Annotated in this window: 26 protein-coding genes; 18 read left to right on the top strand and 8 right to left on the bottom strand. The window is 40.6% G+C overall.

From position 1 onward, the window contains the following. Positions 1 to 17: 17 nt before the first annotated feature. Positions 18 to 1,004 carry a COX15/CtaA family protein gene (locus AC1DIV_RS16180; RefSeq protein WP_034313992.1) on the bottom strand — a complete coding sequence of 329 codons (987 nt, stop codon included), beginning with the start codon at positions 1,002 to 1,004 and terminating at the stop codon, positions 18 to 20. 601 nt (positions 1,005 to 1,605) lie between these two features. Here AC1DIV_RS16180 and cyoE point away from each other — a divergent pair. The 7 genes from cyoE to AC1DIV_RS16145 all read left to right on the top strand — a co-directional run bounded on the left by cyoE (position 1,606) and on the right by AC1DIV_RS16145 (position 8,463). Then, on the top strand, positions 1,606 to 2,544 hold the full coding sequence (gene cyoE, locus AC1DIV_RS16175) for a heme o synthase (RefSeq protein WP_340875615.1): 939 nt from the start codon (positions 1,606 to 1,608) through the stop codon (positions 2,542 to 2,544). Between the two features lie 253 nt (positions 2,545 to 2,797). After that, positions 2,798 to 3,880, top strand: a complete 1,083-nt coding sequence (coxB, locus tag AC1DIV_RS16170) for a cytochrome c oxidase subunit II (RefSeq protein WP_340875618.1) — start codon at positions 2,798 to 2,800, stop codon at positions 3,878 to 3,880. A 24-nt stretch (positions 3,881 to 3,904) separates the two neighbouring features. Then, positions 3,905 to 5,776 (top strand): cytochrome c oxidase subunit I, encoded by a 1,872-nt coding sequence (gene ctaD / locus AC1DIV_RS16165; RefSeq protein WP_336862818.1) that lies wholly within the window; start codon positions 3,905 to 3,907, stop codon positions 5,774 to 5,776. Continuing rightward, positions 5,776 to 6,405 (top strand): cytochrome (ubi)quinol oxidase subunit III, encoded by a 630-nt coding sequence (locus AC1DIV_RS16160; RefSeq protein ID WP_336862819.1) that lies wholly within the window; start codon positions 5,776 to 5,778, stop codon positions 6,403 to 6,405. Before ctaD ends, AC1DIV_RS16160 begins: the two co-directional genes overlap by 1 nt. A gap of 3 nt (positions 6,406 to 6,408) precedes the next feature. Further along, positions 6,409 to 6,744, top strand: coding sequence for a cytochrome c oxidase subunit IVB (ctaF, locus tag AC1DIV_RS16155; RefSeq protein ID WP_063596329.1), 336 nt, complete (start codon positions 6,409 to 6,411; stop codon positions 6,742 to 6,744). Between the two features lie 138 nt (positions 6,745 to 6,882). Continuing rightward, on the top strand, positions 6,883 to 7,794 hold the full coding sequence (gene ctaG, locus AC1DIV_RS16150) for a cytochrome c oxidase assembly factor CtaG (RefSeq protein ID WP_340878483.1): 912 nt from the start codon (positions 6,883 to 6,885) through the stop codon (positions 7,792 to 7,794). Between the two features lie 207 nt (positions 7,795 to 8,001). Further along, positions 8,002 to 8,463 (top strand): DUF420 domain-containing protein, encoded by a 462-nt coding sequence (locus AC1DIV_RS16145; RefSeq protein WP_048684536.1) that lies wholly within the window; start codon positions 8,002 to 8,004, stop codon positions 8,461 to 8,463. A gap of 110 nt (positions 8,464 to 8,573) precedes the next feature. Here AC1DIV_RS16145 and AC1DIV_RS16140 read toward each other — a convergent pair whose 3' ends face one another. After that, complete coding sequence (locus AC1DIV_RS16140) at positions 8,574 to 8,936, bottom strand: YugN family protein (protein ID WP_034313973.1); 363 nt, start codon at positions 8,934 to 8,936, stop codon at positions 8,574 to 8,576. 345 nt (positions 8,937 to 9,281) lie between these two features. Between AC1DIV_RS16140 and AC1DIV_RS16135 the strand changes: the two genes are divergently transcribed. Next, entirely contained in the window at positions 9,282 to 10,316 is a 1,035-nt protein-coding gene (locus AC1DIV_RS16135; protein ID WP_340875628.1) for a CAP domain-containing protein, read from the top strand. A 134-nt stretch (positions 10,317 to 10,450) separates the two neighbouring features. Here AC1DIV_RS16135 and AC1DIV_RS16130 read toward each other — a convergent pair whose 3' ends face one another. Then, positions 10,451 to 10,795: a transposase gene (locus tag AC1DIV_RS16130; RefSeq protein ID WP_477576850.1), complete on the bottom strand. Its 345-nt coding sequence runs from the start codon at positions 10,793 to 10,795 to the stop codon at positions 10,451 to 10,453. Between the two features lie 640 nt (positions 10,796 to 11,435). After that, the gene (locus tag AC1DIV_RS16125; RefSeq protein WP_289349413.1) at positions 11,436 to 11,543 is read right to left on the bottom strand and encodes a hypothetical protein; all 108 of its coding nucleotides are present in this window, start codon (positions 11,541 to 11,543) and stop codon (positions 11,436 to 11,438) included. A 709-nt stretch (positions 11,544 to 12,252) separates the two neighbouring features. Here AC1DIV_RS16125 and AC1DIV_RS16120 point away from each other — a divergent pair. Genes AC1DIV_RS16120 through AC1DIV_RS16105 form a run of 4 tightly spaced genes read left to right on the top strand, consistent with a single transcriptional unit; the run spans position 12,253 to position 13,935 of the window. After that, positions 12,253 to 12,684: a YlbD family protein gene (locus AC1DIV_RS16120; protein WP_063596327.1), complete on the top strand. Its 432-nt coding sequence runs from the start codon at positions 12,253 to 12,255 to the stop codon at positions 12,682 to 12,684. A 12-nt stretch (positions 12,685 to 12,696) separates the two neighbouring features. Further along, positions 12,697 to 12,939, top strand: coding sequence for a YlbE-like family protein (locus tag AC1DIV_RS16115; protein ID WP_034313959.1), 243 nt, complete (start codon positions 12,697 to 12,699; stop codon positions 12,937 to 12,939). A gap of 60 nt (positions 12,940 to 12,999) precedes the next feature. Then, positions 13,000 to 13,425: a hypothetical protein gene (locus AC1DIV_RS16110; protein ID WP_048684546.1), complete on the top strand. Its 426-nt coding sequence runs from the start codon at positions 13,000 to 13,002 to the stop codon at positions 13,423 to 13,425. Positions 13,426 to 13,485: 60 nt separating this feature from the next. Next, entirely contained in the window at positions 13,486 to 13,935 is a 450-nt protein-coding gene (locus AC1DIV_RS16105; RefSeq protein ID WP_063596543.1) for a YlbF/YmcA family competence regulator, read from the top strand. A 173-nt stretch (positions 13,936 to 14,108) separates the two neighbouring features. On the opposite strand, the gene AC1DIV_RS16100 is transcribed toward AC1DIV_RS16105, so the two are convergent. Then, positions 14,109 to 14,432: a hypothetical protein gene (locus tag AC1DIV_RS16100; protein ID WP_340875635.1), complete on the bottom strand. Its 324-nt coding sequence runs from the start codon at positions 14,430 to 14,432 to the stop codon at positions 14,109 to 14,111. Between the two features lie 138 nt (positions 14,433 to 14,570). Between AC1DIV_RS16100 and AC1DIV_RS16095 the strand changes: the two genes are divergently transcribed. Next, entirely contained in the window at positions 14,571 to 14,846 is a 276-nt protein-coding gene (locus AC1DIV_RS16095; protein ID WP_048684554.1) for a YlbG family protein, read from the top strand. A 54-nt stretch (positions 14,847 to 14,900) separates the two neighbouring features. Here the strand turns inward: AC1DIV_RS16095 and AC1DIV_RS16090 are convergent, their stop codons facing one another. Next, positions 14,901 to 15,290, bottom strand: coding sequence for a DUF7147 family protein (locus AC1DIV_RS16090; RefSeq protein ID WP_053534320.1), 390 nt, complete (start codon positions 15,288 to 15,290; stop codon positions 14,901 to 14,903). 471 nt (positions 15,291 to 15,761) lie between these two features. Here AC1DIV_RS16090 and rsmD point away from each other — a divergent pair, with 471 nt between their 5' ends. Continuing rightward, positions 15,762 to 16,337 carry a 16S rRNA (guanine(966)-N(2))-methyltransferase RsmD gene (gene rsmD / locus AC1DIV_RS16085; protein WP_127778618.1) on the top strand — a complete coding sequence of 192 codons (576 nt, stop codon included), beginning with the start codon at positions 15,762 to 15,764 and terminating at the stop codon, positions 16,335 to 16,337. After that, positions 16,338 to 16,829 carry a pantetheine-phosphate adenylyltransferase gene (gene coaD, locus AC1DIV_RS16080; protein ID WP_340875639.1) on the top strand — a complete coding sequence of 164 codons (492 nt, stop codon included), beginning with the start codon at positions 16,338 to 16,340 and terminating at the stop codon, positions 16,827 to 16,829. 40 nt (positions 16,830 to 16,869) lie between these two features. Here coaD and ylbJ read toward each other — a convergent pair whose 3' ends face one another. Beyond that, complete coding sequence (ylbJ, locus tag AC1DIV_RS16075; protein WP_063596324.1) at positions 16,870 to 18,087, bottom strand: sporulation integral membrane protein YlbJ; 1,218 nt, start codon at positions 18,085 to 18,087, stop codon at positions 16,870 to 16,872. A 306-nt stretch (positions 18,088 to 18,393) separates the two neighbouring features. On the opposite strand from ylbJ, the gene AC1DIV_RS16070 reads away from it, so the two are divergent. Continuing rightward, the gene (locus AC1DIV_RS16070; RefSeq protein ID WP_034313939.1) at positions 18,394 to 19,191 is read left to right on the top strand and encodes a patatin-like phospholipase family protein; all 798 of its coding nucleotides are present in this window, start codon (positions 18,394 to 18,396) and stop codon (positions 19,189 to 19,191) included. Continuing rightward, positions 19,181 to 20,206, top strand: coding sequence for a SepM family pheromone-processing serine protease (locus AC1DIV_RS16065; RefSeq protein WP_048684565.1), 1,026 nt, complete (start codon positions 19,181 to 19,183; stop codon positions 20,204 to 20,206). The genes AC1DIV_RS16070 and AC1DIV_RS16065 overlap by 11 nt, the downstream gene beginning before the upstream one ends. A gap of 89 nt (positions 20,207 to 20,295) precedes the next feature. On the opposite strand, the gene AC1DIV_RS16060 is transcribed toward AC1DIV_RS16065, so the two are convergent. Further along, positions 20,296 to 21,501 (bottom strand): nucleotidyltransferase, encoded by a 1,206-nt coding sequence (locus AC1DIV_RS16060; protein ID WP_340875642.1) that lies wholly within the window; start codon positions 21,499 to 21,501, stop codon positions 20,296 to 20,298. Positions 21,502 to 21,720: 219 nt separating this feature from the next. Between AC1DIV_RS16060 and AC1DIV_RS16055 the strand changes: the two genes are divergently transcribed. Further along, entirely contained in the window at positions 21,721 to 22,242 is a 522-nt protein-coding gene (locus AC1DIV_RS16055) for a YceD family protein (RefSeq protein ID WP_323599218.1), read from the top strand. The last annotated feature ends 33 nt before the right edge of the window (positions 22,243 to 22,275 follow it).

The following is a 22,275-nucleotide window of genomic DNA, read 5'->3' as shown; positions in this document are numbered from 1 at the left end:
GATTGAACAATCAGAAATTAACGGGCGGGTACTGTTGGTGTTATATCCTTTTCATCCTGTCCTTTGACTGTGTGCGTGGAGTTTCTTTTTTGCTTGGCCAGTGCATTTTTTTTGCTTCTTGATGTCAATAGCATCAAATAGCTCATTACACCAAAAAAGCAGGCAATGAATAATGCGTGTGTCAATGCGATATATAAGTTTTGCCTTGAGAAAATGATGAAGGCTCCAGCGGTAACCTGTAAAAATACGAGAATGAATGCAGCCATCCAACCGCCATATAACACTTTTTGATTTTTGTAATGTTTTTTTGCGATATAAGCCACATATGATACCCAAATGAAAATGGCGCCTGCGATTGCACGGTGTCCCATCTGAATCCATTCATAAAGGTTAGAGGGGAGTGCAAGGCTGTCATTTACACATAAAGGCCAATCCTTACAGATAAGACTTGATTCTGTATGCCTTACAAGAGCACCTGTATATACGACTACGAGACAAAAAATCAATACGCCAATGATATGGAATTTCATTCGTTTGTCAACTATAAGTTTTTCGGCTTCGAACTTCTTGTCTACTTCAAAAATCAACAATGTAAGTAAAAAGACGGCAGCAAAGGAAATGAGCGATATGCCAAAATGAAGGGCAAGGACAAAATCGGATTGTGACCAAATGACGGCAGCGGCCCCGATTAACCCTTGTAGTAACAGAAAACCAAAAGAAAGGACGGATAAGAAACGTGCTTCACGGATATGGCCGATTTTTTTCCAAGACATATACGATAAAATTAAAACCAAGAATCCTCCAGCACCTGAAACGAGACGATGGGAAAGTTCAATGACCAATTCAATCGTGATTTTGTCCGGGATCAATTGGCCATTGCACAATGGCCAGGACCTGCCGCATCCCATGCCGGAATCCGTCTTCGTGACTAAAGCTCCGCCAAGTAAGATGAAAAGCATTACAATCGTTGTTAAAACAGCAAACCATTTAAGAGACGATTTCACTAGTAGTCCCACCTTTTTCTCTGTAGCAAATTAGGATTGTTCCATAAAATTAATAATAGCATAAGATTTTTCATAATATTTGTCGAACTTCCTCGATATTACACAAAATAGAATGATTTTACAAGTTCAGTTAATATTATAACTATTAATTAAAATGCCTGAAATAGTTGAAAGTTACAAAAGACTTTGATAGAAATAAAGGGAGTGTAAACCTTCAAGTAGGAGCAAAATAGGGATAGAGCCTAGGGGATGATGATAATAGCATACTATTCATGTTCTTGATGAACATCTTACAAGAGCAGTAAATTATTGAGACACAAATTGGTCAAAAAATATCCGAAAAATTTTCACAAAAGCTTCCAAAAATGTGTTTTAATATATTGAAGAAATGATTTTACTAAATTTTACTGTTATTAAGCATGATATTAAGAATGATAGCTCTCGATGGATTCCATTGACGACAGTCATTGGTAAATAATTTACTTTTTGTTTACGCTTCCTTGGTTACAAATATCAAAAAGTATGAAATAATGTTCTATAGCATATGTAAGTATTTTTTTGCATTTGCGTCTGTGCTGAATGATTTAAAGGAGGAAAACAAATGTCAGAAACAAGGGGTTTGTCAGAAGCTGTCATGGAGGACAGTAAAGCCGCCCTTCAATCGGATATACCTGAAACAACAGCTTGGAAGGATTTTCTCGCACTTATAAAAGTGGGGATCGTCAATTCGAATATAATTACTGCTTTTACCGGCGTGTGGTTAGCTCTTCATTTTTCGGGGCTTAGCTTCTTAAGCAATCTAGATGTAGTGTTTTATACACTTGCAGGTTCGGCGCTCATAATGGCGGGTTCTTGCAGTTTCAATAATTATTATGACCGTGATATCGATCATTTAATGGAAAGAACGAAAAACCGTCCGACGGTAACCGGGAAAGTACAGCCTTCAAAGGTATTGGCGTTAAGTTTCGGCTTAATTGCTGCAGGGCTGATTTTACTTGCATTGACTAATATGACAACTGCCATACTGGGTGCATTCGGCGTCTTCGCCTATGTTGTTTTATATACTATGGTTTTCAAACGTAGATTTGTCTCGAATACGATAATAGGCAGTATATCCGGAGCGGTGCCTCCGCTTATCGGGTGGGCTGCGGTCGACCCGGGCCTTGATAAGATCGCCTGGGTCCTGTTCGCGATCATGTTCTTGTGGCAGCCCCCTCATTTTTATGCACTTGCAATGAGGCGTGTGGAAGAATATCGAGCAGCTGGAATACCTATGCTTCCGGTCGTAAAAGGGTTCAAGGCTGCAAAAAGATCGATTATGCTATGGATCATCTGTTTAATGTTCATTCCTTTCTTTTTAACTCCATTAGGAACACCGCTAGTTATTCTTGCTGCTTTATTGAGCACAGGTTGGCTTATTTTGGGAATTAAGGGGTATAAAAAGAAAGACGATATTAAATGGGCAACATCCATGTTTGTATATTCTTTAAATTATATGACCATTTTATTTGTAGCGATGGTTATTGTCACACTGATCTAGTTTTGGTTTAAATAAACTGGCGGCCTGTTCTTTTACAGGCTCCAGTTTACTGATAAATAAAGCACTGACCGCCATTCATACATATTAACGGAACCAACAGGGGCATACATAAGAGCGGTTACATGAATCAACTTAATAATTCCTTAGATTAGGGATTCTTTCTTTTTAGAAATTGACATAGAGAGAATATTCGCAATTGCGCCCATTTTTATTTTTGTGAGAAAATTTTGACGAAAGAGGGGTTTCTGAAGCTATGAAAAAAAGGCTGCACAAATGGCGCCTAATTGCTCTGCTGGGTATTGTAGGACTTGTCCTTTCGGGCTGCGGCGAACCATTTCTATCCGCGCTGAAGCCAGCTGGCGATGTTGCGCAATCTCAGTATGACTTACTGATATTGAGTACACTAATCATGGTACTGGTTATTATTGTTGTGATTATTTTGTTCGTTGTAGTTTTACTACGCTTCCGTCGGAAGGAAGGCGACGAAACAATACCGAAACAAATTGAAGGAAGTCATAAACTCGAAATTATCTGGACTGTTATTCCTATCCTTCTTTTAATTGTTCTGGCTGTTCCAACCGTCGTCACGACTTTTGACTTAGCCGACACAAAGGCAATGGATAAGAAAGATAAGGATGGAAAAACGAAGGATGCACTTGTCGTGAATGTTAGGGCAAACCTTTATTGGTGGGAGTTTGAATATCCAGACCTTGGCGTTGTAACAAGTCAGGATTTGGTTGTCCCGACAGATCGAAAAGTGTACTTCAATCTAACTGCTTCAGATGTTAAGCACTCATTCTGGGTACCTTCCGTCGGAGGAAAGATGGATACAAATACAGAAGGGGTCAATCAGTTTTTCTTAGAATTCGATAGTAAAAAGGCAGAAGATTCGAATAACTTATTCTACGGAAAATGTGCTGAGCTTTGCGGTCCTTCACATGCTTTGATGGATTTTAAAGTCATACCGAAGTCTAAAAGCGATTTTGAAGCATGGGCAAAAGATATGAAAGCCGCGAAGGAACCTGTCGTTGAAGGTGATCTAGCCAAACAGGGTGAAGACGTCTTTAATCAAAGTTGCATAGGCTGCCATGCGGTGACACCAAATGACAGCAGGCCTGAAGCTGCTCGTCAGGCTCCGAATCTGGCTACATTCGGTGAGCGTGAAAAAGTAGCTGGCGTATTGGATCATACGGAAGAGAATGTGAAGAAATGGATCAAGGATCCTGAGAAGTATAAACCGGGCAACACGATGACCGGTACTTACGGTGAACTTTCGGATTCAGATATTGATGCACTGGCAGCTTATCTATTAGAGCTTAAGGTGGAAGACAAATAGAACATTGATTAAGGAGGTTAAATCGTGAGTACGTACGCTAATAAAAAAGGATTTGGCGCTACGCTTTGGGATTATCTGACGACGGTAGACCATAAGAAAATCGCCATTTTATATCTTATCTCTGGCGGGTTATTCTTTGTAATCGGCGGTTTGGAAGCAATGTTTATCCGTATCCAGCTTGCAATCCCAAATAATGACTTCGTAAGTGCCGGATTTTATAATGAAATATTGACCATGCACGGTACGACTATGATATTTTTGGCAGCCATGCCGTTGGTGTTTGCTGTAATGAATGCGGTCGTACCCTTACAGATAGGGGCACGTGATGTTGCGTTCCCATTTTTGAATTCGTTAGGTTTTTGGCTGTTTTTCTTTGGGGGAGTCTTTCTGAATCTTTCATGGTTTTTAGGAGGGGCTCCTGATGCGGGCTGGACATCATATGCATCACTTTCCCTGCACTCAGAAGGCCATGGTATTGATTTTTACGTCCTGGGATTACAGATATCGGGATTGGGAACATTAATTGCGGGGATCAATTTCCTTGTAACCATTATTAATATGCGTGCGCCTGGTATGACATATATGCGTATGCCGCTGTTTACATGGTCAACCTTCGTTGTTTCCGCATTGATATTATTCGCTTTTCCTCCGCTTACCGTGGGATTGGTGTTAATGATGTTCGATAGGATGTTCGGTGCGAATTTCTTTGATGTAGCAGCAGGCGGGAATACGATCATTTGGGAGCATTTATTCTGGATATTCGGTCACCCGGAAGTATATATCCTGATCCTTCCTGCTTTCGGTATTTTTTCCGAAATTTTCGCTACCTTTTCAAGAAAAAGATTATTTGGATATTCATCGATGGTATTTGCAACCGTTTTAATCGGTTTCTTAGGTTTCATGGTTTGGGCGCATCACATGTTTACCACTGGCTTAGGCCCTATAGCGAATGCAATCTTTGCCGTGGCTACCATGGCTATCGCAGTTCCGACAGGTATTAAGATATTCAACTGGATCTTTACGATGTGGGGGGGAAGCGTCAAGTTCACGGTACCGATGCTTTATGCAGTTGCCTTTATCCCTACATTTACCATGGGTGGCGTGACAGGTATCATGCTCGCGTCAGCACCTGCTGATTATCAATACCATGATAGTTATTTCGTTGTTGCCCATTTCCACTATGTAATCGTCGGTGGGGTTGTATTGGGCTTACTGGCTGGAATCAATTTCTATTGGCCGAAAATGTTTGGAACGATGTTAAACGAGAAATTGGGGCAAATTACATTTTGGACGTTCTTGATCGGTTTCCATTTAACATTCTTCATCCAACATTTCTTAGGTTTAATGGGGATGCCTCGTCGCGTATTTACATTCTTGGACGATCAAGGTCTCAATACAGGTAATATGATCAGCACAGTCGGTGCCTTCTTAATGGCATTTGGTGTCTTGGTAATGATCATAAATATAATCATTACATCTGTAAAGAATGAGAAAGTCGGCAATGATCCATGGGGAGACGGCCGTACGCTTGAATGGGCCATTCCATCACCACCGCCGTTTTATAATTTCAAACAACTTCCGCTTGTCCGCGGATTGGATCCTTACTGGGTCGAAAAAATGGAAGGGAAAAAGGAAATGACTCCTGCAGAACCACTGGGGGATATCCATATGCCGAATTCATCTATACTCCCTTTAACGATTTCTTTCGGTTTATTTGTTGCCGCATTCGGTGCTTTATATAATATGGATGATAAGACATGGACCCTGCCTATAATGATTGTTGGTCTTTTGATCACGTTCGGTTCAATGTTTATCCGTTCCGTTAAAGACGATCATGGATACCACATTCATAAAGAAGACCTTTTGGACGATAAAGACAAGGGAGGTAAGGCATAATGCAAACAGATGAAAGATTCACGGATGCCACTTGGCCTGCTTCTCCCGAGAAAGCGACTTTAGAAGGTAAAAATAAGTATTTGGGATTCTGGTTGTTTCTTGGTGGAGAGACGGTACTATTCGCCTCACTTTTTGCAACATACCTTGCATTGAAGGATAAAGTTCCAAATGGTGATGCGGCCCTGGCAAAAGACTTATTCCAATTACCACTTACTTTTGTAGCAACCATGCTGTTATTGACCAGTTCATTAACCAGTGTGTATGCGATGTACCATATGAAAAATAACCACTTTAAACAGATGCAGGCTTGGCTTTTGATTACGGTTGTACTTGGTTTTGCTTTTCTGGGTCTTGAGATTTATGAATTTTATCACTATATACATGAATATAATCATACATTTACGAGCAGTGCATTCGGATCCGCATTCTATACGTTAGTTGGTTTTCATGGAGGACACGTTGCTTTTGGTCTGGTTTGGATCATATCTCTAATGGTTCGTAATGCAAGAAGGGGCTTGAATTTATATAACGCTCCTAAATTTTATGTTGCAAGTCTTTATTGGCATTTCATTGATGTAGTCTGGGTGTTTATCTTTACAGTCGTATATTTAATGGGAATGGTGGGATAACTGATGGCGAATGAACAATCAAATTCAGCGAACCCGAATGTCGATTTAAAATATCGCCGCAAGAAAAATGCTGAAGAGATGAAACACCAAGTGATAACATTTACACTTATGATTTTCTTTACATTACTTGCTTTTGCTGCTGTAGGAATTGAGGGTTTTTCACATTGGTTCATTAAACCAGTCATTTTGCTGCTGGCAGTTGTACAAGTGATTTTCCAATTGTATTATTTCATGCATATGAAGCATAAAGGCCATGGCACCATTGCATTGTTCTTGTTTTCCGGGCTTGCAGTCGGCTTGATAACGGTCCTTGTGTTCACAACGATTGTTTGGTTATAGACCATAAAGAAAATCGGCTATTGAATGATAGCCGGTTTTCTTTATGTGATGAGCTAGAAAAAGAATCCAAGTTTATCTATATTTGTTACCGGGTTTCATTTTAGTTATAATGAAAGTAAGAAAAAGTTCATGAACGAGGTGATTTTTTTGTCTATTGATATTTTCGGATTTCGTGCTTTATGGAGTCCTTATTATTTTGCCGTCCTCGTACTTATAACCGTTGGCTATTTTTGGCTGGTGACAAAAAAAAGGGAAAAGTTTTCGGGCAGTTCATCGCTTTCCGTTAAACAGGCTACTTATTTTTTGATAGCCATGTTCCTTCTATATGTTGTAAAAGGATCGCCACTGGACTTATTGAGCCATATCATGTTCAGTGCCCATATGTTTCAAATGGCACTGCTTTATCTCGTGATCCCGCCTTTATTTATCATTGCGGTTCCAGATTGGCTTTTAAGAACTTTCATAAATTCAAGGGGAGTGAAGACGTTATTTCAATTTTTCACGAAACCTCTTGTCGCCCTTTTACTATTTAATGTTCTTTTCTCTCTGTACCATATCCCATTAGTATTCGACTTTATCAAAACTGGCATGTGGTTTCATGCCGGATACACGGTCCTTTTATTTACGACTGCCGTTTTGATGTGGTTCCCGCTTGTCAATCAACTGCCGGAACGTGAAAGTCTATCAGGTGTGAAAAAAGTAGCTTATATTTTCGGTAGTGGCATTCTAATGACCCCTGCTTGCGCTTTAATCATTTTTGCTAATGATCCGATGTATGATACATTTACGAATGCGGAATCTTGGGCGAGTGCCATGGAACTTTGCGTTCCTGCTTCAGCACTGTCGGGCTTAACGCTCAGTGGCCCGGAAATGTTCAATGGACTGCCGTTGCTTGAGGATCAACAGCTTGGTGGGGTTCTGATGAAGGTGATTCAAGAAATCGTTTTAGGCTATGTATTAGGTGTCATTTTCTTTGCTTGGTTCAAAAAGGAGAATGGCGGCCAAAGTGATATCGATCCGATACCTTCGGATTTTCAGACTGTAGAATAATTGTACGATAAAAGACTTGTCTTGGGGCGGACAAGTCTTTTATCTGCCTTTGCCTGATTTTCGAATTAAAGCAAATTGCCAGTGATTTGACTTGGCTATTCTGTAAAAGTGAGCATTCTGTTAATAATCCTTGATTTTATTGAATTTTACGATTGCCTCTTATAAAATGGTAGTTGATTAATAAATATAGAGAGGACTACACTTCATATGTCTTTACCAATCCTTCCAACGATAAGTACAGCCTTCATTGTATTAAGTGCCATCACTGTTGCAATAGGCTGGTATCAAATTAAACAACGCAAAATCGAGACCCATAAAAAAACCATGATGGCAGCTGCGATTTTTGCGGTGATCTTTTTCACTATATATCTTTCTCGGACGGTCTTCATTGGTAGTACGTCATTTGGCGGACCCGATGACATAAAAATTTATTATACGATTTTTTTGATTTTCCATATAACGCTTGCAACAACTGGAGCTGTTTTGGGGATCATCATGCTTACCACTGGGTTTAAAGGTAAATTCGCGATTCATAAGAAAATCGGGCCGGCGACCAGCATCATTTGGTTTTTCACTGGGATTACTGGAGTAGCTGTTTACATCCTGCTTTATGTGATTTATCATGGCGGCGAAACAACATCTTTAATAAAGGCAATCCTAGGATTTTAAAATGAAAAAAAGCCTGGTGCAAAAAAAAGCATCAGGCTTTTGTATTGGATACAAAAAAGAGAGCATCACACATGATCCTCTCTCTTTGACCCACTTTTCGCTAACGGCTTTTACAGGCCGTTAAATTGTGTAAGTTCTTCTTTGATTTGAGCGAGGATTTTTTCACTTTGTTTAACTAGTGATGCAGGGAAATCCTCTCCTTCACCATATTCAACTCCGTGTGGATAATAGTGTTTTCCTAATAGAGGAACCATTAATTTGATGACGGCCCTGTGAGCGCCAACATCGCCCTCTGTAGCATAGCCAAGTATTCTCAGGTAAAACGTGCCTTCTTTTAATTCGAACTTACGATCGTAACTGACTCTTTCGTAATCCCATTGTTCTGCTCGTATTAAACCATATTGCGGCATTAGGTCATCTAGTCGGTTTAAGTCGGCTGTGATGTTTTCGATTCCAAAGCTTTCAAATTTCACGAGTAGTACCTCCTATGTTTACTATTGAGAATTAAAATGACATACCGGGAAAATATTATGTACATGAATATATTAAAAATCTCCAAGTATGTTTATAATATACCATTTTATCCTATATTTTATAATAGTACGAAATGGTTGAAGTTGCAATGAACTCAACCATGGTATTTCAATCATTCACAAAAGTTCCATTTTTTAAATAAATTTAATGAAGGGGCAGTCTATCGTAAATTAGAAAATTATGATTGAACAGTGATATAATCAGGAAAGAAAGGTTTTTGCATTGGATACATAAATTAGATAGAGAGAGGGAGTGTTCCTCTGCGCAGTTTAGGTAAGGTGTTGGTGTTAATCATTATTTTTTTCGTAATCGGTATTTATCTTAATATCGGCGATGAAGATGAAGGGAACCCTCTTATTGATGGTAACAAAGGTGTTAACCCCAATGGACATATAAATGAAAGAAGCACTTCCTCTGAAAAGGAAGGGGTTACTGAAGTGACAGAAGGTCTGGCGGTAACGATCGGGAAAAATGCAAAAGAGATAGAAAGGGAATACGGTAAGCCGGATCGAATTGATTTGTCTGCCTATGGATATGAATGGTGGGTTTATAAAAAGGACTATAATAATTATTTCCAATTAGCCGTTGAAAATGAAAAAGTGGTATCTGCTTTCGGAATCGGTGATGAGGTCAATGTCGCTCCTTTTAAAATTGGACAATCGATTGATGCCATCTATTCCAGTTTATATGTGGAACCTACTGTTGATATTGAAGTTGGTCACAGTTCCTATCGTTTTGAATTGTCGGAGGAAGATATGAACATGAGGCCGTTAATTGATTTAGGGAATATTAATGTTCAGCTTTATTTGGATAAATTCACGGGGACTGTTTCAAGCATCCGATTTTTGAATGATTCCGCCCTATTGAAACAAAAGCCATATGAGTTGACCTATCATGGTGAACTTGTGACAGTTAAGGACCTTTCAGATGAGGACATGGCGAAAGTGGAAGATGGAAATGAGCAGCAAATATTCGATATTACGAATATCATGCGCAGCAGATTTGATTTGAAGCCTTTAGAATGGGATGCCGCTACTGCGGAGGTTGCTTACCTTCATAGCCGGGAAATGAAGGACACCCCTGAAGGAACCCATGTTTCTGAAACAAAGGGGGATTTGGAAAATCGTCTTGATGCAGGTCATGTGAAATACAGGGTGGCCGGTGAAAATATAGCAGCCAATTATGTGGATGCAGCTGCAGTCATGGAAGGTTGGCTAAATAGCAAAGGGCATCGGGATGCGATGCTGAGCGAGGAATTTACAGGTCTGGGCGTCGGGGTATATAAAAAGTATTACACCCAGAATTTCATAAAGAGATAAAAAAACGGACCCGGTTTGGGTCCGTTTCAGTTTGTAGACAAAAGGGGTTCGGAATTAAAAAATTCCGAACCTTTAATATTCCCTTTGAAATTTTGACCAAAGGGTAAGAGATTTGAGTTCTTCGAGCCACTATGTTATGCCATTTTAGGACCTTGCCATGTCCACGTGGCCATCTTCTTTAAATTAATGGCAGCGAAAGTAAGCATCGCTTGCATCGGCAATTTTTCAAGTCCCCTTAAAGTAGTCCATCGCATACCATGCTTTTCTTTTGCATCTGCGAATATACGCTCAACCGTTTCTTTGCGTTTCGCATATATAGGTTTTATATTTTGATGATGACGCAATGATCTGCTTCTTCCACAAATGCTTGCCAGATATGTCGTGTCACTACCTTTTGATGGTCTTTGCTTTCTGTACCGTGATAAATATGAGCATGTTGCACAAATTTGTTTTGGCGATTTGTACTCGCGATAGTCCACTTTATTTGTTGTTGAGTACTTTAAAGTTTCGCACGAAGAGCAAAGGTAACAAGAAACATAGTCATGTTTGCAAAAGAATCCTTCTTTTGTTCGAGGACGTGTATAGGGTAAAGCAGGTGTGATTACTTTGTTAAAAAGGTAGCTTGTAATCGCTGGTGTTTTATAAGCTGCATTTGCGGCAACTGCTTCTCGTTGCCAACTTTCTCAATCCTAGTAGCATCAAAATATGACTGTCATGCCAGTTGTTACAATTGTTCCCAATACAAAACGTTGCTGTCTGCGACCGCGTGGAATGAATAGGCGAACTGTTTTGTTCGTTTACCTTTCACATGGTAGCCACTCTCAGGATCCGTAGTACTTTCTTTAATTGCTTTGGTTTCTTCCTTATCAAATTTATCTGGTGGAAAAGGCTTCTTTCCATGGTTTTCACGATCTTGATTTATTTCATCTGGAAGACGTCATTGATATGCTCGTGTTTCTATGCGTACGATTTTCTTTTCAATTTGCGCTTATTCGCATTGGCTTTTACATGTGTGGAATCGCGAATACGTGTTCAGCGCTTATTAACTTTCTATCAGCAGCTGTTATTAAGATGCGATTGAAAATCTGTTCAAACGGGTCTGTATCTTTAAAACGTCGCTCATAATTTTTCCGAACTTTGAGAAATGAGGTGCTTATCATGAAAACTATAGCCTAAGAGCCAATGGTAAGCCATATTTGTTTCAGTTTCTTCAATCGCTTTACGCATGGAACGAATAACGAAAACGAAGGTATATTGAATGAATGTCAGTTTAACTGAATAACTGGATCAATACTGCGTGTCCTACCTCTGAATACATACCTTTCACCAAGTCATACATGAAAGTGAAGTCAATGTCAGCCTATATTTTACGAACCAAATGGTTCGGAGGCACCAATTGATCTAACGTAATCATTGATCTCGAATGGAAATATGTTTCGAAAGCATCCTCATCACTTCAAGTTTTAATAGATCTATTTCAAAACAAAAGACTGTAGGCTAAAACATAGTTGATTGGAACGGCAGGTGCGAGACTCCTGCGGGAATAGCGAGTCCAAGGGAGACCCCACAGGCGCAAGTACGCCGAGGAGGCTCCCGGACCGCCCGCGGAAAGCGAGTGCCTGAAGTGGAAATCAACGTCCAAATTTGTACAAGCAAAAAAAATGTAGACAAACTCGTTTTTCATCGAGTTTGACTACAGTCTGAAATGGACCCGGTTTGGGTCCGTTTTCTTGTTGTGGATCATATTTTTAAATTGACTAAAGGTCCCAACCAGTTGCATTCCCCTCGATGAGGATCTTTTGCCAATGGAGGTTTTTACATAACGAACTTGGATTCAGCAGTCACGCCCCATTGCATTAGAAAAGGAATTTATGCACTTTTTATTTACCTTTAGCATATGGTGCAATAGGCGATGTCTAAGTGTGAGGTGAGAGTAATGGCAAAAAGAAAGCGGCCCTCCGTGGATGGATTTCGGGAGTTTGTAAAGGAACATCCTCATTTAGTGAATGAAGTGAGAAGCAAACAAGCAACATGGCAGGAACTTTTTGAAGAGTGGTATTTACTCGGAGAAGATCATCCGCGCTGGCAGGCTGACGGCAGTGTGGGTGAGCCCAAAGAGAATACAGGATCTCCATCACCGCCGGTTGAAAAGGGAGACCAAAGCACTGAGTTGATCGGTTCGTTAATGAGTGCCGTTAAAAACATGGATATGGGGCAGATTCAACAATATATTACGAATGCCAATCAGGCCATCGGTGCAATCCAAGGAGTGCTATCTGCTTTCCAAGGGAATAAATCAGGTGATACCAGTCCTCCCCCAAAAGAAAAAGAGCAGAGAGCTAACCCTTTTTTATTCACCAAAGATTAAGGAGGGTTTTTCATGCGCCAGAATATATATGAATTCATTCAAACAAACGAAGATATGCGAAATTATTTGAGGGTTCAGCCTGCATGGTACAAAAGATTAATGCGTAATCCACATGAAGTGGATGTGTTTGAAACCGAAGCTAAATATTATTTTGAGAAGTCGATTCCACATCGGGTCTCTAAATTTTCGGAAAGCGTTCAGGTTGCCTCAATGATGCTTCATATGTTTCAAGCGATGAATGCTCCAAGTGAATGAAGAAAATAAGAGTAAATTACTCCTTTTGGCGAACAATAAAGGCAAAAGGGGGACGATGGAATGAGAAAGTTGATATTGGCTCTAACAGTGTTGATGGCAGCGACGGGTTGTGGCAAGAAAATACCTGAACCTGAAAACTCAGGAGTAGCCATACAAGGTGTTTCTACACTAGAGGCTGCCACCACTGTATCGAGCATCAAAAACTCAGATGAGGACTTTCGGGTAAAAACATTTGTAAAAGGCAACTCCGTCTATGTTGAGTGCTACTTGAAAAACTATGGTTTTTCTGAATCAAATCCTGAACAATTGGCAACTGTGTCCGTATTTATTGATAATCAAAAGAAAGTCGATATGAAAACGGCAGCATTTATCGTAAAGGATGTTCCGAATGGCATGCATAAAATAAAGCTGGAGATTTTGAATGGTGCAGGTGAAAAAACAGGGCTGCAAAAAGAGATTGAGGTACATATCACTTCCTCGATTTAATCAAACCATTAGCATCTAAAAGGGAGAAATGGTAAAATGGTTGTGGAGGTGAGCTTGTTAATGCTTGCTACTATGGAAATCATCGACATTTTACATCAGGCTGATGGATTAGCTGAAATGATCCTTCATTCTGAAATAGGGGAAGAATACCTCCTTAGTTTATATAAATTACAAAACGACAAAGAGGCCCAGCGGATAATTTCAAAGTTTACTTCGCTTAAGGATCTATTTGAAGATGTTCAAAGGTTCGGTAAATATCATCCGGATTATAAACGCATCAATTTAGAAACGAGGCAAGCTAAACGAGACATGGATATGCATCCTGCCGTTGCAAGGTTTAAGCGGGCGGAGACCGAGTTGCAATCCGTTCTTGATGAAATAAGTGGAAGAATTGGCCGAGCTGTTTCTGAACAGGTCAAAACCCCGGCTGGGAATCCATTTTTTGTTTCATCCGGCGGATGTTCAACGGGAAGTTGCGGAACCGGGGGAAGTTGCGGGTGCTCTGCTTAAGGTAATGGCCAGATTGGGAACATTCCCGGCCGGTATATAACATGCAGCCATCGAAATTCGACATTAATACGAAGTTCGGTGGCTGTGTCATGTTTGGAACCTCGCCGAGACATGGTCATGAACAGATGCATGTTCTTTCATTGTACATATTCCGGATTCGTGGCAAAAAGCGATTAACTGCGATATAAAATACAATCCGGACAAAGGTTTCCGCAGCAAAACATCTTTTGCTGCGGCACATAAAAACGATGCCGGAATACATATAAATGTTCTTCCTGCCGTACGAAAATGGTTTCACAATGAAGCTGCTTGCCACGCATTGAAAGGCTTGCGGCTGTTTTTATTAAGAGAGGAAGCTTACCATCATCATTTGGTGCCGGATGATAATGGATATATATAAAGGGGATTCCTGTGAACTTTTTTATCGAAGCTTGGGTAATTTCATCATTATCCAATAGATGATCAATAAATTGATGCCAAATTTGGTTTAAATCCATCGTTTGTTTGACTCCCTTCACAGTGTATATATTCATAATAGTGAGAGAATTTTGTTTATAATCTTTTTTTCTTGGTTGAAAGTAAAGATTCTGCTATGCTACACTTAGTTAAAACCTTTATAAAAGGGAGTTATTGATATGCTTGGAGCGAGACAGGGAATCATCGTCTATTTACATACATTGAAACAAGCCAAAATGCTTAGGAAATTTGGAAATATCCATTATGTTTCAAAAAAGTTGAAATATGTCGTGCTTTATACGAATATGGATGAAGTGGAACCACTGGTGGAAAAACTGAATAATTATTCGTTCGTTAAAAAGGTGGACCTTTCTTACAAGCCTTTTTTGAAGGTGGAGTTCGAAAACTCCAAACCGGATAAAGCGAAAGAATATGATTATAAAATGGGAATTTGAAAAAAGCTGACTCATGCGGAGTCAGCTTTTTCATTTTCAGGGCAGCAACATCTTTCAACCTAATGGCGGCAGATATCTATTCATTCGCAAAATGCCGATTAAGTGCTGGTAGTACAACTCGATTTCTGCAAAGAGCACCGAAGGTTTCACGTCGATTTCAATAATTGGCCTATCCAGTTCCTCAGCCAAGTTCTCAAAAAGCTCATAGCGTTTGTTTTTGGTGGCATGTGGGTTAGGGATACCTTCACGGCAAATGTAAAGCGGCTGGAATTTCCCGGGATCTGTGGGCTCCATGACGATGACCAATGACGTTACCTTTTTATCATTTATAGTAGTATGCATGGCCAAGAGCCTTGCAACTCGATGTTTCTGATTGCGGCCTACTTCCAGCAACTCATATATATCGGAATATCCTTGTCCAATTTCAATAAAACGTTGAATCAATTAAACCTCTCCTAACTAACTTATTATTCATTACTTTATCATTATCCCTCATAAAAGAGAAGGACAACTTCATTGACGAATGATGATAAAGGAAATTAGAAATAAGTGGTTTATCAATAAAAAAAAGCCCTGCAAAAATATGCAGGGTCCTTCTATGTCTAACTAAGGACCAGAAGGCAAAGGGAGAGGAGAAACCGGAGGAAGAACTTATGGGGAAACGTAAGCCTTCTCCGCGGTTGGCAACAACACCTAAAAAGGAATGTTGTTATTCACATTATTGCCAAAAACCACTTTATTATTCAACATGTAAAAGATTTATAAAAAGAATGGATATCTACTATCCATGGTACGAAATGTTATGTTCTTTTCATCATGGAAATGAAGCCAAATGGGTTTAAATATTGGCTAGCTTTTTCTAATATGTTAGGATAGGAAAGTAACAGAAATTTGTCATAAAATGTGGTGAGAATGATGAGGGTCGTTTCCGGAATTTGCAAAGGAAGACCACTTAAGGCTGTACCGGGTACAGGAACCCGGCCGACTACTGATAAAGTCAAGGAATCCATTTTCAACATGATTGGTCCTTATTTCGAAGGAGGGCTGGTCCTCGACTTGTTTGCCGGAAGCGGTGGACTGGGAATTGAAGCGTTAAGCAGAGGCATGGAAAAAGCCATATTTGTCGACCGGGATTTTAAAGCAAATCAAACGGTTAAGGCTAATTTGGAACTATGCAAGTTTTCAGACCGTGCAGAAGTTTATAAAAATGATTCAGAACGTGCATTAAAGGCTTTGGTGAAAAGGGAAATGACTTTTGATTTGATTTTTCTTGATCCACCTTATAAGAAACAAAAGCTAGTTGAGATTCTTGAAGAAATACATAAATACCGATTGCTGAACGATATGGGATACATTGTTTGTGAGCATGGCCATGATGTTACTTTGCCAGAAAAAGTTGGTGACTTTACCGTTAAGAGAAAAGAAGTTTATGGCGTCATTGCCGTTACGATTTATCAATGGGGAAACGTACACGAACAGGGGGAACTATGAATGTCCAAAATAGCGATTTGTCCGGGGAGTTTTGATCCAATAACATTTGGTCATCTTGATATCATTCAAAGGGGAGCGAATGTTTTTGATGAGGTATATGTGGTCATCGTGAACAATTCAGCGAAAAACTCCCTTTTTACAGTGGAGGAGAGGCTGGAACTGATTACTGAAGCGACTGCCCATATGCCGAATGTTAAAGTGGATTTCTATCAAGGATTGACGGTCGACTATGCTGAAAGCGTTTCCGCGAATGCCATCATCAGGGGATTGAGGGCGACTTCCGACTTTGAATATGAAATGCAGGGAACTTCGATGAACCGATTCCTTAACAGTAAAATAGAGTCATTCTTTATCATGACGAAAAATCAATATTCTTTCTTGAGTTCGAGTATCGTGAAAGAGGTAGCGAAGTATGGCGGGGATATTTCCGAACTAGTGCCAAGTGTCGTCCAGAAAGCTCTGGCCAAAAAATACGAGGAACTGAAAGGATAGAAAAAAAGAGCATTGCCAACGCGCAATGCTCTTTTTTGGTTTACGAAAGGCCTTTGAATAACCTTTTGGTAAATATGATGATGTATAGGATCAAAAACACGAGTGTTAGAATGGGACCTATTTCAAGCATGCTTTGATATAGGGAATTCGCGTGTTCACCGGATCCGCTGACCGGGAATGCGTTTATCGGGCTGCCGCTGTACATTTTGCCTTTATAGAATGGTTCCCAAAGCAGGACGGTGATAATGGATGCAAGAAGGCCATGTGCAATCCTAGCCAGAAAAAAGGGAGTGAAACGAATGTCCGTTGCGGCAATGATGCTGGCCACTTGCGCTTGAATGCTGAACCCGTTGAAAGCTAAGATGAAACTTGTCATCACGGTTTGCTGAAAGAGTGTCGCCTCTTCGACCGTGCTGGTTAATTTTGAACCTAGAGTCATTTCAAACATACCTGATATGAAGGGAAGGCTTAAGGAATCCGGGAAATTAAAAATATGTAGAATTCCTCCGACCCCAGATGCTAGCAATCCGGTGATGTTCATATGAAATAAAAGCTTGTTCACCACAGAAAAGAGAATGATGAACCCCCCGATCATCAATAGGGTTTGGATGGATGAGAGTACTGCATCTCCAAGTAAACTGCCAAATGGTCTTGTTTCTTTTATTCTGGTTCGATGCATTTGACTAAAGGCTTGTCTTATGGAGGGGAGCTTGGTCAGTACTTTTGCATGGGATTTTTCTTCTTTCCAACGGTAAAAACGCATGATGATGCCTACACAAATATTTCCTAGGTAGTGGGAAAGTGCAAGGATGATCCCTAAATGAGGATTGTGGAAAAAACCAACGGCAACGGCAACGAATAGGAACAATGGATTGGATGAATTAGTAAAACAAACGAGTCTTTCAGCTTCAATGCGGGTCAATTGTTCTTCCTGACGAAGCCTTACAGTGAATTTCGCCCCGGCTGGAAACCCTGATGCAAGTCCCATCGCCCAAACGAAACCGCCCACTCCTGGTACACGGAATAAGGGACGCATAAATGGTTCGAGCATGACACCAATGAACCTGACAACCCCAAAACTGATTAATAACTCCGAGAAAATCAAGAAAGGCAGAAGCGAAGGGAAAACAATTGTCCACCAAATATTCAGTCCGCCTTTGGAAGCTTCAAAGGATTCTTGGGGGAAGATGATCAAGCCAACTGCCATCATCGTGACGGAGGTAGCTAACAGTACTGTTTTAGATTTTGATTTTAGCAAAATTCAGCCTCCTCTTGAAGGTTACTAAATAAGGGCAGTTCGTTTCGTATATAATAAAATATGAACTTCTTTTTCTCGAAAGTAAGCGCATGATGGAATAAGGATTGTACCGACATGTAAAGAGGGATGATCCGCACAATGGAATTTCCGCGCAGCCCTTCACTTACATTGGCTGCATGGAATATATCTGCCATGCTTGTTTCACTGTCAATATAAATAATATGCTTCTATAAATCCGTTTAAGACCATAACTTTGAATGAGTGTTATTTCAATATTTTGAACTAGTTAAAGCGGGAGGGATATCTTTGTCGAAACCAAAGGTCGGGCTTGCACTTGGGTCAGGAGGAGCTAGGGGGTTTGCACATATTGGCGTGATAAAGGTATTGCAGCAAGAAGGCATTCCGATAGATATGATTGCTGGAAGCAGCATGGGAGCAATGGTTGCAGCCTTTTATGGAGCGGGGTCGGATATCGAGAGGCTGTATAAGTTGTCCCGTGCATTTAAGCGGAAGTATTATTTGGACTTCACCATACCTAAGATGGGCTTCATCTCGGGTAAGCGGACAAAGGATTTAATCAGGGTATTTACATATGGCAAGAAATTTGAAGAACTTGATATTCCTGTGGCGGTGGTAGCCACTGATATAAAAACGGGGGAAAAAGTCATTTTTCAGGAAGGTCCCATCGCACCGGCTGTAAGGGCAAGCATCTCCATTCCCGGGATTTTCATTCCCGAAAGAATCGGAAACAGACTGCTTGTTGATGGCGGCGTAGTTGACAGGGTTCCTGTTTCAGTTGTGAAGGACATGGGAGCAGACATCATAATTGGTGTGGATGTAGCCCACGTGAAACAGGATATGGAGATAAACTCCATATATGACGTCATCATGCAAAGCCTCGATATCCTGCAAATGGAGCTGGTTAAAAGCAGGGAGTTTGCTTCAGACGTCATGATACGCCCCAGGGTTGAGAAATACAGCTCGAAATCATTTACAAACGTACAGGAAATAATTAGTATTGGAGAAGAAGCAGCAAGAGGTAAGATAGATCAAATTAAGCAGAGCATTGTTACTTGGAAGGAGTCCTTTGAAGATGAGCCGTAAAACGTATGTACGCACTTTCCTGGTGGTGGCTATACTTCTCATAGCATCAGCCCTTTATTCCCTACCTTTTTATGTATCGAAACCAGGAATGGCTAAAGAATTGGAGCCAATCATTGAGGTATCCGGAGGAGATGAAGCAAAAGGAAGCTTTATGTTAACCACTGTAAGGATGGGCCGGGCGAATATATATTCCTACATGATGGCGAAGTGGAGCAAATATCAGGAGCTTTATCCAGAAACCTCCATCAGAAGCGAAGATGAAACAGATGAAGAATATAATATCAGGCAGCTCCATTTAATGGATGGTTCTAAAAATAATGCCATTAAGATCGCATATGAAAAAGCAGGGAAAGAAGTCGAATACGAGTACCTGGGTGTATATGTTTTGGACGTGCTAAAAGGAATGCCGGCAGCAAAAGAGCTGAAAGCGGGCGATCAAATCATTCAAGTTGATGATGTTAAATTCAAGTCTGCACAGGAATTCATGGACTATATTAACGAAAAGAAGGCTGGAGATGAAGTTAAAATAGTTTATAAGCGGGAAGAGACGGAGAAAACGGCCGTTCTTTCATTGCAGCCTTTTAAAAATGACCCAAATAGGGTAGGAATCGGCATTTCGCTGGATGACAATCGAAGAGTGACCACAAAACCGGCGATTGCCATAGATTCAGAACATATAGGCGGTCCTTCGGCTGGTTTAATGTTTTCATTGGAAATTTATAATCAATTAACGAAAGGCGATCTTACAAATGGATATGACATAGCGGGTACAGGGACGATGTCTGATGATGGGACAGTCGGTCCAATTGGCGGAATTCAACAGAAAATTGTTGCAGCCGATAAGTCTGGAGCCGAAATATTCTTTGCCCCGAATGAAAACGGAGCAGCGGGTTCGAATTATGAAGATGCACTCATTGCAGCAAAGGATATTGACACTGACATGAAGATCGTGCCGGTTGACAACTTTGAAGATGCAGTAGCCTATTTAACGAAGCTAAATGGAAAAGAAAAATGAAAAAAAGCGCAGGCAGTCATCTACTGTTTGCGCTTTTTTCATTTTCTTTTTACACTTAAGGATGAAACGGACCAAGCTTGAATCCTTCTTCATTTGAAAATGACGGGAGATTCATATTCACGTTGCATCAATGCAGCTTGATGCGGCTCGGGCAAGCCCAGTGCATACACCTGTGCCGCTCGCAAGTCCATATCGATGTCCTGCTTCCGATAGGACGAAAGTTTAGAGATGAGAGGGAGGGGCAAGCCTTTTTTTACAGAACGAAGATATTCTTGTCCCCGGCCATTCATGCCAAGAAGTCTGATATAGGCCGGTTGGTCATTATGAATCACCTGTTCCTTGAATGTATGCGTCAATATATGGACACACATCCGCTGCAGCCGTGTCCATGTGTAGCGTTTTGTCTTCAGCGCTGCCATGAATCCAGAAAAGCTCGAAGATTGGTTGGCCATCTCCTTCATTCGGTGCTCTATGCCTTCCTCAACTTCGTATATTCCTGCCAATTCGGTTAAAGAGGAGGAAAGGATACGGTATTTCAACATGGACCAATACATTTCCCAGTCATGCAAGGCATGGTAGTGCGTTAAATATTGCTCAAGGCCACTCATCGTCGCTTGAGGAATGTAACTGGAAACTGAATGTAATTCCTGGTGTTCATGGATGGCTTTACGTATCCCCGTTGCGCTGGCAATAGGGTTTTTGGACAACTTTGTTTCATGGTACCCGGCAGCGACCCTTTGAATCGTATAAGGGCGAATGGAGTAGCCGTTTGAAAGGGCAGCACTTACATATTCCTTTCCAAGGATATTATTCGGCTTTGTCAAATCCAATGCCGCATCACCATGGATGATCGAACGATAAGCCTGGGCAGCACTTGCCGGATAACTATTACCGGCATCCATGGCCGATTTGATTGCGGCATCGAATGCAGCGGAATTTTCCGAAAGGATTCTGTGGGCGATGATGAATGGTTCAATTTTGCCATCCTCGCTTCCGAAGCAAAAGGAGTCACAGCCAAGGGATTCCAAAAGAGCAATAGATCCTTTTGCAAATATTTCAGCCTTCTGTGTCGCGAAAGCATATGGCAGCTCAATGACAAGATCAATGCCGCCATTCAAGGCCATTTCAGCGCGTGTCCACTTGCTGACGATAGCGGGCTCGCCACGCTGTAAGAAGGGCCCGCTCATAACAGCGACAACAACATCTGCACCTGTTTTTTCTCTACTTTCTCTTGCATGTAAAACATGTCCATTATGAAAAGGGTTATATTCGACTACTAAACCGCAAGCTTTCATTCGTTCACCTCAGAGAAAAACTTTGTATTTTATCAACTTAGTGCTAAAATAGTATTTCAAGTAAAATTACTATAAGTAATCGTCTGGATTTTTTGTTAGAAATGATTCATAAAACTTAGACAATCAGTTAGGATGACTACATTATAGTGTAAAGAAAAAATATTGACAAACTTATAATTGAAAGCTATAATTATTTTTGTTGCCTTGAGGTGATTTCATTTGAAATGGACGATTAGTCAACTTCAAAAAATTCGGGACAAAGATTTACGGTTTGATGAACTGGTGGATGTCTTGGACATTAGAGAAAGAGACCCGCAAATTCGCGATGTTTCTCCGATCAGAGTAACAGGAAGAGCTGATATCAGCTCGACCGAGATTACTTTTCACTTGCATCTTTCAGGTGAATTAACATTACCTTGCTCCCGTACACTGGTAGACGTTAAATATCCGATTGATATTGATACAAAGGAAACCTTTCTTTTAAAGGCAGATGGCACAGATTTCTACGGAGATGATGTCACTGTTGTGGAAGGCGACGTTGTAGACCTAATACCGGTAATTAAAGAAAATTTATTGCTAGAAATTCCGATGCAGGTTTTTTGTGAGGATGTCGATTCGAATGAAGCTGCTCCTCAATCTGGGAAAGACTGGGCTGTTATTTCCGAAGAGGAAAATGAGCATAAGGTTGATCCGAGATTTGCAAAGCTTGCCGACTTTTTTGACAACAATAAAGAATCTTGATTGGAACGAAAAATCGTTAATCCGATTTTTCCA

The sequence above is a fragment of the Peribacillus sp. 05N428 genome, from assembly GCF_056397085.1.
Note: the sequence above shows the minus strand (reverse complement) of the source record. Positions and strands in the feature narration are given on the sequence as shown.